The following is a 13930-nucleotide window of genomic DNA, read 5'->3' as shown; positions in this document are numbered from 1 at the left end:
CGCATACACTGTGTGTCACACACTATGTGACGCAATGTTGAGGCAGGCCAGGCCATGTCGGTCGATCCCGAACTGTTTGAAAGCATGCGGCTGGAACTGCGGCGCGGGTCGCTGGTTCTGGCCGTGCTCGCCCGGCTGAGGGAGGAGCGCTACGGCTATACGCTGCGCCAGGCCCTGGCCGCCGACGGGCTGGAGATGGAGGAATCCACCCTCTATCCGCTGCTGCGCCGGCTGGAGAGCCAGGGGCTGCTGGCCTCGGAATGGCGCGAGGAAGACAAGCGCAAGAAGCGCTTCTACCGCCTGTCGCCCATGGGCGCGGCGATGCTGACGGCGCTGGCCGCCGAATGGCGGGGCATCAACGCCTCGCTCGACAAGATTCTCTGAACATTCAAGGGCAAGGGGAGATCATCATGACCCTGAAGGAACGCTATCTGAAGGCCGTCGCGGCCCAGCTGTCGCGGGATGCGCGCGACGACATCATCGCCGAATTGGACGACGCCATCATGACCCGGATGGAGGCCCGCGAGGCCGAGCTGGGCCGGCCTCTGACCGAGGCGGACGAGGAGGCGGTGCTGCGCGAGACCGGCCATCCGCTGAACGTCGCGGCGCAGTATGGCTCGGGACCGCTGCACGCTGTCGGGCCGGAAATCTATCCTTGGTGGCTGTTCGGGGTGAAGGTCGGGCTGCTGGCCCTGATCCTCATCAACGCCGTCAGCGCCCTGATCCAGATGCTGGTGGGCAATGTCGAGGTGGGCCAGGGCATAGGCCAGGCCCTGGGCGGCATCGTCAGCGGGGGCCTGACCATCGTCGGCATGGCGACCATCGCCGCCTTCATCATCGAGCGGCAGGCGGTCAAGCCGGCCTTCCTGCGGGAATGGCGGATCAAGGACCTGGCCCTGTTCGAACTGGCCAACTTCGACGTGACGCGCCTGTCGCGCGAGACGCGGACGGCCGAGCGGACGACCTGGCGAATGTCGCCCACGGCCAAGGCCATCGCCGGGGCGGCGGGCTGGGCCGTCATCACCCTGGCCTGGGCGGGGGTCATCCACGTCGGCATCGACATCGAGGCCCTGTCGCGCACGGCGCCCGAAGCGGGCGGCGTGGATTACAACGGCCTGCTGATCCAGACGTGGCGGCTGCTCTACTGGCCTGGCGTCATCTATGGCGTGACGCGGGTGCTGTTCGAGGGCTCCAAGGCGTTCCAGCCGGTCGGCGTGCGCGCCGGCGCCCTGACCGAGGTCGCCTTCGCCGTGGCGCGGACCGTGGGCTATGTCTGGATCTGGATCGCCTCGCCCCTGGCGCCCCATATACGGCCGGAGGGTCTGGACGACTTCATCGCCCGCGCCCGGTCGATCCCCTGGGAAACGCCCGACGCCCTCGCCGACCTGATGATGGTGATGGTTGCAGCGGCCGTGGTCATCTCGATCTGGGAAGGGCTGGGCCACCTGATCCGCGTCTTCACCGGCAAGCCGCGCAAGGGCTGCTGAGGTCGGGAGGCGCTACTCCACCGCCTTGCGAGCATAGGGCCATAGCCTGCGCTCAAGTCGTGAGGCTCCGCGAGCCGAGCATAGCGCCCCAAGGGCGATGTCCGAAAACCGCGAGACATGGGGGCCGTGCGCCCCCATGTTGGCGTCATGGAAACGACCGCACAATCGCTGGATCAGGAGGCCTGCTATCGCGCCGTGCTGACGCGCGATGCGCGGTTCGACGGGCGGTTCTTTGGCGGGGTGACCTCGACCGGGATCTATTGCCGGCCCGTCTGCCCGGCGCGGACGCCCAGGCGCGAGAACATGATCTTCTATCCGTCAGCGGCGGCGGCGGAGGAGGCGGGGTTTCGTGCCTGTCTGCGCTGCCGGCCCGAGACGGCGCCTGACATGGGGGCGTGGCGCGGAACCTCGAACACCGTCAGCCGTGCGCTGAGCCTGATCGAGGCGGGGGCTCTCGACACGGCGGATGTGGAAACCCTGGCCGGACGGCTGGGCGTCGGCGAGCGGCAGTTGCGACGCCTGTTCCGCCAGCATCTGGGCGCCGCACCCGTCAGCGTGGCCCAGACCCGGCGGGTGCTGCTGGCCAAGGCCCTGATCCACGAGACCGACCTGTCGATGGCCCAGGTCGCGCTGGCGTCCGGCTTCGGCAGCGTGCGGCGCTTCAACGAGACCTTCCAGCACCTGTACGGGCGACCTCCGTCGGCCCTGCGGCGTCATAGCGAAAGGGTGGCGGGCGAGGCGGCGGTCCGGCTCAGCCTGGCCTACCGCCCGCCCTATGATTGGCCAGCGATGCTGGCGGCGCTGCAGGCGCGGGGCGATGCGGTCGAGGCCGGTCTCTGGTCGCGTCGGCTGGAGATGACGAGCGACGCGGCCGAGGGGCTTGTCACCGTCGGGGCGGGTAAGGCGGGACGGCTGGACGTGCGGGTCGAGACGTCTGACCTGAAGGCCCTGCCTGGCATCCTGGCGCGGGTACGGCGGGTGTTCGACCTGTCGGCGGACCCCGAAGCCATCGCGCGCGATCTGTCGGCAGACGTCGCGCTGAAGCCGTTGGTGGCGGCGCGGCCGGGACTGAGGCTGCCGGGCGACTGGATCGGCGATGGCGACGCGGCGCCCAGCGACCGGCTGCCGGATGATTTCGATGCGCGGCTGATCGGCCGGGCGGAACACTGGCGGCCCTGGCGCGCCTATGGAGCCTTACACCTGCGGACGGCGGGGATCGGGGCGGATGAACTGATGGAGTTGGCGGATGACCAGCAAGCGGCCTGAAACATTGATCCTGGATCGCATCGCCACGCCGCTGGGCGAGGTGCTGCTGGTGGTGGACGCGGACGGCGCGGTGCGGGCGCTGGATTTCCATGACTATGAGCCGCGCATGATGCGCCTGCTGGCCCGGCATTACGGCCCGGCGACCTTGCAGGCGGGGCGCGCGCCCCAGGCCGTACGAACGGCGGTCGAGGCCTATTTCGGCGGGGATGCGACGGCGCTGGACGGGCTGGCCATCGCCACCGGCGGGACCGATTTCCAGCGCCAGATCTGGGCGGCCTTGCGCGCCATTCCTGCGGGCGAGACCCGCACCTATGGTCAGTTGGCGACATCCATCGGGCGACCCAAGGCGGTGCGGGCGGCGGGCCTGGCCAACGGCCAGAACCCCATCGCCATCATCGTGCCCTGCCACCGGGTGGTCGGCGCCAACGGGACCCTGACCGGCTATGCGGGCGGGCTGGATCGCAAGCGCTGGCTTCTGGGCCACGAGGCCGCAGGGCCAGTGTCAGACGCGGCCGCCTGAGGCCCTGGGCCGGGGCTCCGTGGCGGTATGAATATACAGCCGCGTCAGTTACAAACATCGCATGACGACGGGGCGCGCCAGTGTGAACCAGGTTGCGATTGCACGCGACATCGCCGCTGTCGCTGGCATCGACGCCGTTTCCAACATCCTGGACGTGGTTTGCCGCATCACGGGCATGGGTTTCGCCGCCGTCGCCCGTGTGGACGAGGTCAGCTGGACCGCCTGCGCGGTTCGTGACGAGATCGGCTTTGGCCTGCTGCCCGGCGGGCAACTGCCGCTGAAAACCACCTTGTGCGACGAGATCCGCAATCACCGGACCCCCATCGTCTTCAACGACGTGGTCGAAGACCCGCTGTATCGTGACCACCACACCCCGGCGACCTACGGGTTGAGGAGCTACATCTCCTATCCGATCATCCGCGCGAACGGAGAGATGTTCGGCACCCTGTGCGCCATCGATCCGAACCCGCACGTCGTCGATACGCCCGAGATCACCTCGACCTTCAAGCTGTTCGCCGAACTGATCGCCTTCCACTTGGATGCGGCCGACACGGTTGCGGCGTCGCAGGCGGCCCTGATCGACGCCGATGAAGCGGCGGTGCTGCGCGACCAGTTCATCGCCGTTCTGGGCCACGACCTGCGCAACCCGCTGGCGGCGGTGCAGGCAGGGCTGACCCTGCTCAAAGCCACGCCTCTGAACGATCGGGCGACGGTGGTCGTCGGACAGATGGAGGCCAGCGCCACCCGTATGGAGCGTCTGATCGCCGACGTGCTGGACTTCGCCCGTGGGCGGCTGGGCGGCGGGGTGCCTCTGGCGCGCCTGGCCGAGGCCCGCGTCCATGAGGTGATCGAGCAGGTGGTTCAGGAACTGCGCGCTGCCTGGCCGAACCGTATCATCACCACCGATATCGCCGTCAGCCGTCCGGTCGCCTGCGACCCCGAGCGTGTCGGCCAGTTGCTGTCGAACCTGATCTCCAACGCCCTGACCCACGGCGCGCCAGACGGGGTGGTCGAGGTTCATGCCCTCTGCCAGAGCGAGTTCTTCGAACTGTCGGTGATCAATGCTGGCGACCCGATCCCCGACCATGCGATCCCGCAACTGTTCCAGCCGTTCAAGCGCCGTGTGACGGACCAGCCGCAGGCCGGTCTGGGGTTGGGCCTCTACATCGCCTCCCAGATCGCCAAGGGGCATGCGGGGGCGCTGGACGCGGATTCCAACGCCGAGCGGACGCGGTTCCGGTTCGTCATGCCGGCCTGGGCCGCGATCGAGGAAACGGGGCATGCCGACAACTGAGGCTGCTTTCGAAATCCGGATCGGCGACCTGAGCGACCCGCGCATCATCGCCCTTTTGGAAACCCATCTTGAAGGGGCGCGGGCCAACTCGCCGGCCTGCAGCGTCCATGCCCTGGACCTGAACGGGCTTCAGGGCCCGTCGATGACCTTCTGGGCTATGTGGGACGGCGAGACCGTGGTCGGCATGGGGGCGCTGAAACAGCTCGACCCCGCCCACGGCGAGGTCAAGTCGATGCACACTCTGAAGGCCGTGCGCGGTCGAGGCGCGGCGACGCACATGCTGGCTCACATCATCACCGAGGCCCGGGCGCGGGGGTATCGCCGGCTGAGTCTGGAGACTGGGATTCCGGCCTATTTCCACCCGGCCCACGCCTTGTACCGGCGACATGGATTCGAGGTCTGCCCGCCGTTCGGCCCCTATGTCGCGGACGGCTTCAGCCTCTGCATGACGCGGGATATGGAAGCCTAGATACCGTCGAGGAACAGGCGGCTGGCCGGGTTGTCGGTCTCGTCCACATAGGGATAGCCCAGGGCGTCGAGCGCGGCGGTCAGTTCGTCCCTCTGCTCCGGCGCGACGGAGACGCCCGCCAGCACCCGGCCCACGTCGTCGCCGTGGTTGCGATAGTGGAACAGGGTCAGGGACCAGGCCGGTTGCAGCGCATTCAGGAACCGCAGGAAGGCGCCCGGTCGTTCGGGAAACTGGAAGCGCAGGATGCGTTCGTCGGCCAGGCCCGCGACCCGGCCGCCGACCATGTGGCGGACGTGCAGCTTGGCCGTCTCGTTGTCGCTCATGTCCTCGACCGAATAGCCGTCGGCGCGCAGGGCGGCGATCAAGGCGTCCTTCTCGTCCGCGCCCTCTTTCAGGCCGACGCCGACGAAGAAATGGGCGGTGCCCAGCGGGCTCCAGCGATAGTTGAACTCGGTCACCGACCGGCCGTCCAGCGACCGCAGGAAGCGGGTGTAGGCGTCGCGGTCGTCGGGCAGGGCGACGGCCAGAAGCGCCTCTGCGCCCTCGCCGATCTCGGCCCGTTCCGCGACATGACGCAGACGGTCGAAGTTCAGGTTGGCGCCCGAGTTGATGGCCACCAGGGCGCCGGACCCCGGATGGGCCGCCGACCAGACTTTCATCCCCGCCAGGGCGAGGGCCCCCGCCGGCTCGGCGACGGCGCGCACGTCGTCGAAGATGTCCTTTACCGCCGCGCAGATGGCGTCGGTGTCGACCAGCACGATCTCGTCCAGCAGGTCCTGGCACAGGCGGAAGGTGTGGTCGCCCGCGCGGCGCACGGCGACCCCGTCGGCGAACAGACCGACCTGATCCAGGGTCACGACATGGCCTGCGTCGATGGAGGCCTTCATCGTCGGGGCGTCCACCGGCTCGACGCCGATGATCTTCGTCTCGGGCCGCAGGAAGCGGACGATGGCCGCCACCCCCGCCGCCAATCCGCCGCCGCCGATGGGCACGAAGACGGCGTCGATGGGGTCGGGGTGCTGGCGCAGGATCTCCAGCCCGACCGTGCCCTGGCCCGCGATCACGTCGGGGTCGTCGAAGGGGTGGACGAAGGTGGCGCCGGTTCTGGCCTCGATCTCGCGGGCGTGGGCATAGGCGTCGTCGAAGCCGTCGCCGAACAAGACGACCTCGCCACCGCGCGCGCGGACGGCGGCGACCTTGATGGCCGGGGTGGTCACCGGCATGACGATGGTGGCCTTGGCGTTGCGGGTCGCCGCCGCCAGGGCGACGCCCTGGGCATGATTGCCGGCCGAGGCGCAGATGACGCCGCGCGCCAGTTCGGCTTCGCTCAGGTTGGCGATCTTGTTGTAGGCGCCGCGGATCTTGAACGAGAAGACCGGCTGCAGGTCCTCGCGCTTCAGCAGGACCGGTCGGTTCAGGCGCGCCGACAGCCGCGCCAGGGGATCCAGCGCGGTCTCTTCGGCCACGTCATAGACGCGCGCCGTCAGGATGCGGCGGATGGTGTCTTGCATCGTCGGTGGCCAATCGCGCGGTCGCGCTGCTTGAGGCGGGAAGGAGGAGATGAGGTCGAAGCCTGTCCTTTAGCCAATCCTGCGGGGTTGGCGCACGATTTTTCCCACATTGGGCCATCAGTCCTGCTGAAGACGCACGGATCATCCGCGCGGCAAGCATTCCTGTGATCCGCGCGGCGCCGAATTCGCGCTGTCTCTCTTGCGTTCATCTCCCATGGGACTACATTGTTCCTGCTTATGCTAACTTTGAGCATAAGTGGTGAGGCGACGTAGGGCGCCGGAGGATTAGGACATGGCCGACGGCCAGTACGCAAAACAGTTCAACCTGTCGGCCTCGACGGCGCGTGAGACCGAAGCCGTCTGGGACAAGGTCAAGAACCACGTCACCCCCATCGAATGGCCGACGCAAGCCGAGCTGATCGTCGAGATCAACCGGCTGAAAAAGGAACGCGACGCCGTCATCCTAGCCCACAACTACATGACGCCCGACATCTTCCACGGCGTGGGCGACTATGTCGGCGACAGCCTGGGCCTGGCCAAGGAAGCCGCGCGGTCCAGCGCCAAGGTGATCGTCCAGGCGGGCGTCCACTTCATGGCCGAGACCTCCAAGATCCTGTCTCCCGACAAGACCGTGCTGATCCCCGACCTCAAGGCCGGCTGCTCGCTGGCCGAGGCGATCACGGGCGCCGACGTGCGCCTGATCAAGCAGCGCTATCCGGGCCTGCCGGTGGTCACCTATGTCAACACCACGGCCGACGTGAAGGCCGAGACCGACATCTGCTGCACATCCGCCAACGCCGTTCAGGTGGTGGAGTGGGCGGCCAAGGAATGGGGCGTCGACAAGGTCATCCTGATCCCCGACGAGTTCCTGGCGCGCAACGTGGCGGCCCAGACCAACATCGGCATCATCGCCTGGAAGGGCCGCTGCATCGTGCATGAGCGCTTCACCAGCGCCGACATCGCCGAGATGCGCGAGGCCTATCCCGGCGCGGAAATCCTGGCCCACCCCGAATGCCCCGAGGACGTGCTGTCGGCGGCGGACTTCGCCGGATCGACGGCGGCGATGACCGACTATGTCATGGCCAGAAAGCCCAAGCAGGTGGTGCTGATCACCGAATGCTCGATGGCCGCCAACATCCAGGGCGACGTGCCGAGCGTGGACTTCATCGGCCCGTGCAACATGTGCCCCTATATGAAGCGGATCACGCTGGAGAATATCCGCGACTGCCTGCTGCACATGCAGTTCGAGGTCACGGTGCCCGAGGACATGATCGAGAAGGCGGCCCTGGCTGTTCAGCGCATGATCGACCTGCCACCGCCGGCCAAGCCCGCCCGCTATGACCTGGTGAAGGCTAAGCACCATGTCGCGGTGGAGCTGATCTGATGAGCGCGCCCAACGGGCCGTGGGGTTCGCGAGACGGCGCGGTTTCGATCCCGCCGACGGCGGTTTCCGAAGCGCCAAGCCCGCCCCAAGCCCTCGACAAGGGCCAGCATCCGGCCTGGGCGCTGATCTCGACCCTGTTGCTGGGCGGGTTCATCTGGTTCGTCAGCGGCAGCTGGGTGGTGGCGGTCGCCGCCCTGTGGGGCCTGCTCGTGCATGAGTATGGCCATGTGCTGGCGATGAACCGCTACGGCATGGGGCCGGCCAAGATCTATATCGTGCCCTTCCTGGGCGGCATGGCGCGCAGCCAGCGCCTGCCGTCGAGCGAGTGGGACGGGGTCAAGGTGTCCCTGGCCGGGCCGGCGTTCGGCCTCTTTGCCGCCATTCCCTTCTTTGCGGGCTTCTTCATCGTCGGCGGCAGCGCCTGGCTGGTCGGCGCCTTCGCCATCGCCATGATCAACCTGATCAACCTGGCCCCCGCGCCGCCACTGGACGGGTCCAAGGCGCTCGGCCCCGTCCTGGCCCGCGTTCACCCGATGCTGGAGAAGGCCGCCATGGTCGCGGTCGGCGTCGTGGTCGTGGCCTGGGGCGTGTCGAACGGCAGCTATATCCTGGCCGCCTTCCTCAGCCTGGCCCTGATCGGCCATCTGCGGCGCGGCGCCTGGCGACCCGAGGGGCGGACCCTGACGGCGCGTGAGGCGAGCATGAGCGTCGGTCTGTTCGTGGTCACGGCTCTTGCCTGCGCAGGCGTGGCTCTTGCGGCCCTGCTGCCGCTGGCGGGATCGCTGGAGGGGGCTATGGCTCACGGCGCCAACTTCCTGAGGTTCGGCCGGTGAAGCGGATCCAGCACAACGGCCCGCTGGTGATCGGCGGCGGCCTGGCCGGTCTGTCGGCGGCGCTGGAAGCGGCCCCGGCGCCGGTTCTGGTCGTCAGTCCCGCCCCTCTGCTTCAGGCCGCATCCAGCGCCTGGGCGCAAGGCGGCGTAGCGGCGGCCCTGTCGCCTGCGGATGCTCCGGCCCTGCATCTGAAGGACACCGAAATCGCCGGCGCGGGTCTGGTCGACCGCAATGCGGCCCAGGCCCTGACCGACGACGGTCGGGCGACGGTGGAGTGGCTGGCCTCGCTGGGCGCGCCCTTTGATCGCGAGGCGGACGGCGGCTTTTCCGTCTCGCGTGAGGCGGCCCACTCCATGGCGCGGGTGGCGCGGGTCGGGGGCGACGGCGCAGGCCGCGCCATCCTGTCCGCCCTGATCGCCACGGCGCGCGCCGCCGACCACATCACCGTCTGGGAAGACGGGCGCCTGGTCGGCCTGTTGCAGGACGAGACGGGTCGCGTGCGCGGCGCCGTCATCGAGCGCGCCGATGGCCCGGTCGAGGTCGAGGCGAGCGCGGTGGTGCTGGCCACCGGCGGCGCGGGCGGCCTGTTCGGCGCCACCACCACGCCTGCGGCCCTGCTGGGCGAGGGTCTGGCCCTGGCGTATCTGGCAGGGGCGGAAATCCGCGATCCCGAGTTCGTGCAGTTCCATCCCACGGCCATCGACGTCGGCCTGGACCCCATGCCGCTGGCGACTGAAGCCCTGCGCGGCGAGGGGGCGCGGCTGATCGACCGCCATGGCGAGTTCCTGCTGGGGCCAGCCGCTGACGCCGATCTGGCGCCGCGCGACGTGGTGGCGCGGGCGGTGCATCAGGCGCGAGCGGACGGGCGCGGCGCCTTCCTCGACGCCCGAACCGCCATCCATCATTTCGAGACGGAGTTTCCCGCCGTCTTCGCCTCCTGCATGGCGGCGGGACTGGACCCTCGCGTGGAGCCCATCCCGGTGGCGGCGGCGGCTCATTATCACATGGGCGGGATCGCGGCGGACCCCGAGGGGCGCACCACGGTCGCGGGCCTGTATGCCGTCGGCGAATGCGCGGCGACGGGCGTGCATGGCGCCAACCGCCTGGCCTCCAACTCCCTGCTGGAAGCCGCAGCCTTTGGGCGGCGGACGGGCAGGGCGGCGGCTGGCGATGTCGGCGGCTCGGGCGATTCAAAACGGACGACGCCGGTCGTCGGCCATCTGTCTGCAGAGGACCTGCTAACCCTGCGCCGGGCCATGAGCGCCGAGGCCGGAGTGGTGCGTGATGCAGCGGGCCTGACGCGGCTGCTGGCCCTGATCGCCCGGCTCGAGGCGTCGGAGGGGTCCGCCCTGCCGCTGGTCACCGCACGGCTGATCGCGGAGGCGGCCCTTGCCCGTCACGAGAGCCGGGGCGGTCATTATCGCTCGGACTATCCGGAAACGGCGTCCAAGGCCGTGCATACGCGGCTGCGTCGCCGCGCCCTGGCCATGGCGGCGCAATGACCATCCGACAGCTTCCCGAACTCCTCATCGAGCCCATCGTCCGCATGGCCCTGGCCGAGGATCTGGGCCGGGCCGGCGACGTAACGGCCCAGGCCTGTATCCCGCAAGGCGCGCGCATGAAGGCGGTGTTTGCGGCCAGAAAGCCCGGCGTGCTGGCAGGCGTTGACTGCGTGCGGCTGGCAGTGCTGGCCATGGACCCGCAGGCGAAGATCGACGTGCGTCGGCGCGACGGCGAGTCGTTCCAGGCCGGCGCGGTGCTGGTCGAGGTCGAGGGCGATGCGCGCGCCCTGTTGTCCGCCGAGCGGACGGCGCTGAACCTGCTGGGGCGGCTGTGCGGCGTGGCGACCATGACGCGCGACTATGTGCAGGCGGTGTCTGGGACGAAGGCGCGGATCGCGGATACGCGCAAGACCACGCCGGGCCTGAGGGCGCTGGAGAAACATGCGGTCGTCTGTGGGGGCGGGATCAACCACCGCTTCGGCCTGGATGACGCCATCCTGATCAAGGACAACCACGTCGCCGTCTGCGGCGGGGTCGAGCCGGCCATGCGCGCGGCGCGGGCCATGGCCGGGCATCTGATGAAGGTCGAGCTGGAAGTCGACGGCCTGGATCAGCTGGATCAGGCCCTGGCCCTGATCGAACAGGGCGTGGCGCCCGACGTCATCATGCTGGACAACTTCACCAACGACATGTTGCGCCAGGCTGTGGCGCGCGTCGCCGCGCGGGCGCCGGGACGGGTGGTGCTGGAGGCCTCGGGCGGAGTCAATCTGGGCACGGTCCGGGGCATAGCCGAGACGGGCGTCGACGTGATCTCGGTTGGGGCCCTGACGCATTCGGTCTCGGTGCTGGACATCGGCCTGGACGCCGTCTGACCAAGACAGCGACCGCTGATAGGGGAACATGCCGGGGCGCGGAGGGTTAATCCCTGCGAAGAGCCCAAGGAGTTTCCCATGACCAAGTCACTGAAAGTCCCCAAGGAACAGCGCAGCTTCGCCGACCACGGCGGCCAATCGGTCGATGACGCAGCGATGTCGGACGACCGGCGCGATCTGGCGACCGGAGCCCAGTCCAACCAGCCCGGCGACGCCGATGTGAACCTGGGTCAGCAGGGTCGGTTCGGCAATATCCGCCAGAACATGACTACCCAGTGGAAGACGCAGGAGCGCTGAGAAGCCGGAATCAGGTGGCGGGCGTCGATGTCTTGATCACGGCGGAGGCGACGACGGCCGGGGCGGCGGCGGGCGCTGCAGGAGCGGGAGCGGCAGCAACGGGCGCAGGGGACGCCGGGCGGGCAGTCTCACGCGGAGCGACAGCCGTCTCGCGCGAAGCTTCGCGAGCCTCGGCGTGGTTGTCGACGGCATGGGCGATGCCTTCTTGAGCCAGTACGAGCGTATAGGCCACGGCCTGGCCGGCCTGACGGACGGGCAGGGTCGGGTCGAGACTGGCCTGAAGCAGTTGCGGCTGGGTGTCGCTGGCGGTCGACGGCCGCGCCGCATAGCTGAAGGCGCCGCCGGATCCGGCGCGACCACCGAAGCGATAGAAGACGTGCTGGCCGACCTGACCGACCTGGATCAACGAGTTGCGCCAGCCGGGCGAGACGTTGGTCGTGTGGAAATGGGTGGCGTTGCCGACGCGGGCATAGACGGCTCCGGCCAGGGCGCGCGAGGCCACGTCGCGGGCCCGGCCCCAGGCAGCGCGATTGACGGGCGCGCGCATCGAGCCGTCGCAGGTGAAGCTGAACTGGCAGCCGACGCGGCGACCGGCGCCTTGGAAGACGACGCCGCATACGGTGCTGGGGAAGGCGGAGTGGCGGGCGCGGTTCAGGACGACCTGGGCGACGGCAGCCATGCCGTCGCGGCCTTCGCCGCGCGCTTCGTAATAGGCGGCCTGGGTCAGGCATTCGAGGTCGCGCGAGGCGTCCAGGGCGTTGGCCAGGCGGAAAGGCCGGGCGGCGTCGACGACGGTGTTGAGGCTGGCGTGGCGCAGGCCCGAGGCCATGCCGCCACGCGGATCACCGCGCAGTTGTTCCAGACGGGCCGTCAAAAGCTCGGCTTGTCGGTCGCGCTGGGCGGATCCAGCGACGGTATAGGGGTCGTGGCGGCGCGCGATGCTCAAGGCGCTGCCATCGAGGCCGCCGGCGGCGGCGGCCAGGGCTTCCTCGGTGAAGCCGGCGGATGTCGCGCCCTTCAACCGTTCAGCCTGGGCGCGGACCGTCGTCGCCTTGGCGGCCGATCCTCCCAGATAGGCGCAGCCGATCGCCAGACCCAGCACTCCGCCAAACATCGCCGCCGCCGTCATGGGCCGAATCCGGGCCACACGATCTGCGGGCGCTGTCGCGCGGGGTTGCGAGGAATGGAACAAAGGCGTCGTCCTGTTCGGCAGGGCGAGAAACGCAGCCCCCGGGGTAGATCACGCGGCTGACGACGATCATCGATCATCGTTCGGCTCGCGGGAAAATCGTCGGTCGGCGAACGGCCGGCCGGCGAAGTCGGGCCTTAAGCCACCCGTTTATGGCCTCAATGTGTTTGATTCGCAAGATTCGAGTGCAGTGCACCAATTTCCGGTGGGCGGAAAACAAGGGCAGCTTATCATATGTGTCTATGTAGATTATAGACGGCAGTCAGTCGCATTTTTACTGTCGTTAACCGACCGATATCAACTCAACGATGGTCATCGCATGGTTAGGCTGCATTCAACGGAGATATTTCTATTGTCTTCGATGGGCATTCGAGAAGATCAGACACTTGACCGCCCGTAGGGTGGAACCCGGCAGGGCAGGCCACGTTCAAGCTTCGCCATTAATCAATTGCACCCCAATCGCTTGAGGAACCCGCCATGACCCGTTCTGTCGCCGCTGTCTGCCTGATCGCTTCCGCCCTGGCGCTCGCCGCCTGCGGTCACTCCGTCGAACAGAGAGCCGCAACCGGAGCCATCGCCGGGGCCGTTGTCGCCGGGCCGGTGGGAGCCGCCGTTGGCGGCGCTGCAGGCGCCGTGGTCGGCCAGGCCGATCGTCCTCGCTGACTTCTGGACCGGGCATGGGATCCAGGGTTGGCCGCCGCCTTGGAATCGACAACTCCATGCTTATGTTGCGGCCTCATCGCACCCGGGAGTGTGGCGCCGCTGTGCGCCTGACGCCGAAAGCGATGGCTTTGCGCCCGCTTTTGCGCCGTGAACCTTGATTTCCGGGCCGGATTGGGCTTTGCCACCGGCCCGGAGATCGACGCCTGATACTCCCTCTCGCGACCCGCCGTCGGCGTCGTCGCGTTTCGCACCCGATCAAGGACGACCGACCCTACGCATGAGAGACCTGAAACAGACCGGCTTCAACGACCGTATCACGGCCCAGCAGGACGCCAAGAAGGCGCTGCTGGCCAAGTTCAAGCCCAAGGCCGCCGCCCCCGATCCCGAATTCGAGCGTCTTGCTGAAAAGCGCGCCGCCGAAAAAGAGGCCATTCGTCAACAGCACGAACTGGCCAAGGCCGAGGCTCGTCGCGAGAAGGCCGACAGCGAAGCCGCCCGCATGGCCGTCCAGCGCGAGCTGGAGGAAGCCGCCGAGGCCGAGAAGCGCGCCGCCCGCAAGGAGCGCAAGCAACTCACCAAGGAAGAGCAGAAGGCCGCTCGCGACGCCCGCTACGCGGCCCGCAAGAGCCGCCAGCGCTAGAAA

General features: G+C 68.5%; 15 protein-coding genes. 13 read left to right on the top strand and 2 right to left on the bottom strand.

Annotation, left to right across the window (positions count from 1 at the left end; genetic code table 11):
* The first annotated feature begins 54 nt into the window (after positions 1 to 54).
* The 6 genes from ACO05L_RS14520 (at position 55) to ACO05L_RS14495 (ending at position 5036) form a co-directional block, all read left to right on the top strand.
* Positions 55 to 384 carry a PadR family transcriptional regulator gene (locus ACO05L_RS14520; RefSeq protein WP_421729878.1) on the top strand — a complete coding sequence of 110 codons (330 nt, stop codon included), beginning with the start codon at positions 55 to 57 and terminating at the stop codon, positions 382 to 384.
* A gap of 26 nt (positions 385 to 410) precedes the next feature.
* A complete protein-coding gene (locus ACO05L_RS14515) occupies positions 411 to 1487 on the top strand; it encodes a hypothetical protein (protein WP_421729877.1) in 1077 nt (358 codons plus the stop codon).
* A 126-nt stretch (positions 1488 to 1613) separates the two neighbouring features.
* A complete protein-coding gene (locus ACO05L_RS14510; protein WP_421729876.1) occupies positions 1614 to 2753 on the top strand; it encodes a bifunctional transcriptional activator/DNA repair enzyme AdaA in 1140 nt (379 codons plus the stop codon).
* Positions 2734 to 3273 carry a methylated-DNA--[protein]-cysteine S-methyltransferase gene (locus ACO05L_RS14505; protein ID WP_421729875.1) on the top strand — a complete coding sequence of 180 codons (540 nt, stop codon included), beginning with the start codon at positions 2734 to 2736 and terminating at the stop codon, positions 3271 to 3273. The genes ACO05L_RS14510 and ACO05L_RS14505 overlap by 20 nt, the downstream gene beginning before the upstream one ends.
* A 61-nt stretch (positions 3274 to 3334) precedes the next feature.
* Positions 3335 to 4567, top strand: coding sequence for a GAF domain-containing sensor histidine kinase (locus ACO05L_RS14500; RefSeq protein WP_421729874.1), 1233 nt, complete (start codon positions 3335 to 3337; stop codon positions 4565 to 4567).
* Positions 4554 to 5036 carry a GNAT family N-acetyltransferase gene (locus tag ACO05L_RS14495; protein WP_421729873.1) on the top strand — a complete coding sequence of 161 codons (483 nt, stop codon included), beginning with the start codon at positions 4554 to 4556 and terminating at the stop codon, positions 5034 to 5036. Before ACO05L_RS14500 ends, ACO05L_RS14495 begins: the two co-directional genes overlap by 14 nt.
* Here the strand turns inward: ACO05L_RS14495 and ilvA are convergent.
* Positions 5033 to 6547 (bottom strand): threonine ammonia-lyase, biosynthetic, encoded by a 1515-nt coding sequence (ilvA, locus tag ACO05L_RS14490; RefSeq protein WP_421729872.1) that lies wholly within the window; start codon positions 6545 to 6547, stop codon positions 5033 to 5035. The two genes, ACO05L_RS14495 and ilvA, sit on opposite strands and share 4 nt — an antisense overlap.
* Positions 6548 to 6839: 292 nt before the next feature.
* Here ilvA and nadA point away from each other — a divergent pair, with 292 nt between their 5' ends.
* From nadA to ACO05L_RS14465, 5 genes are all read left to right on the top strand, one after another.
* Complete coding sequence (gene nadA / locus ACO05L_RS14485) at positions 6840 to 7931, top strand: quinolinate synthase NadA (protein WP_421729871.1); 1092 nt, start codon at positions 6840 to 6842, stop codon at positions 7929 to 7931.
* Positions 7931 to 8764, top strand: coding sequence for a metalloprotease (locus ACO05L_RS14480; RefSeq protein WP_421729870.1), 834 nt, complete (start codon positions 7931 to 7933; stop codon positions 8762 to 8764). Before nadA ends, ACO05L_RS14480 begins: the two co-directional genes overlap by 1 nt.
* Entirely contained in the window at positions 8761 to 10266 is a 1506-nt protein-coding gene (locus ACO05L_RS14475; protein ID WP_421729869.1) for an L-aspartate oxidase, read from the top strand. The genes ACO05L_RS14480 and ACO05L_RS14475 overlap by 4 nt, the downstream gene beginning before the upstream one ends.
* Positions 10263 to 11138: a carboxylating nicotinate-nucleotide diphosphorylase gene (gene nadC, locus ACO05L_RS14470; protein WP_421729868.1), complete on the top strand. Its 876-nt coding sequence runs from the start codon at positions 10263 to 10265 to the stop codon at positions 11136 to 11138. Before ACO05L_RS14475 ends, nadC begins: the two co-directional genes overlap by 4 nt.
* A gap of 78 nt (positions 11139 to 11216) precedes the next feature.
* On the top strand, positions 11217 to 11435 hold the full coding sequence (locus ACO05L_RS14465; protein ID WP_421729867.1) for a hypothetical protein: 219 nt from the start codon (positions 11217 to 11219) through the stop codon (positions 11433 to 11435).
* A 10-nt stretch (positions 11436 to 11445) separates the two neighbouring features.
* Here ACO05L_RS14465 and ACO05L_RS14460 read toward each other — a convergent pair whose 3' ends face one another.
* Complete coding sequence (locus ACO05L_RS14460) at positions 11446 to 12564, bottom strand: cell wall hydrolase (protein ID WP_421729866.1); 1119 nt, start codon at positions 12562 to 12564, stop codon at positions 11446 to 11448.
* A gap of 537 nt (positions 12565 to 13101) precedes the next feature.
* Between ACO05L_RS14460 and ACO05L_RS14455 the strand changes: the two genes are divergently transcribed.
* Positions 13102 to 13287 (top strand): hypothetical protein, encoded by a 186-nt coding sequence (locus tag ACO05L_RS14455; protein WP_421729865.1) that lies wholly within the window; start codon positions 13102 to 13104, stop codon positions 13285 to 13287.
* Between the two features lie 277 nt (positions 13288 to 13564).
* Positions 13565 to 13927, top strand: a complete 363-nt coding sequence (locus ACO05L_RS14450; protein WP_421729864.1) for a DUF6481 family protein — start codon at positions 13565 to 13567, stop codon at positions 13925 to 13927.
* Positions 13928 to 13930: the final 3 nt, after the last annotated feature.

It is taken from the genome of Brevundimonas sp., from assembly GCF_965227765.1.
In the GTDB taxonomy this organism is placed as follows: domain Bacteria; phylum Pseudomonadota; class Alphaproteobacteria; order Caulobacterales; family Caulobacteraceae; genus Brevundimonas.
Note: the sequence above shows the minus strand (reverse complement) of the source record. Positions and strands in the feature narration are given on the sequence as shown.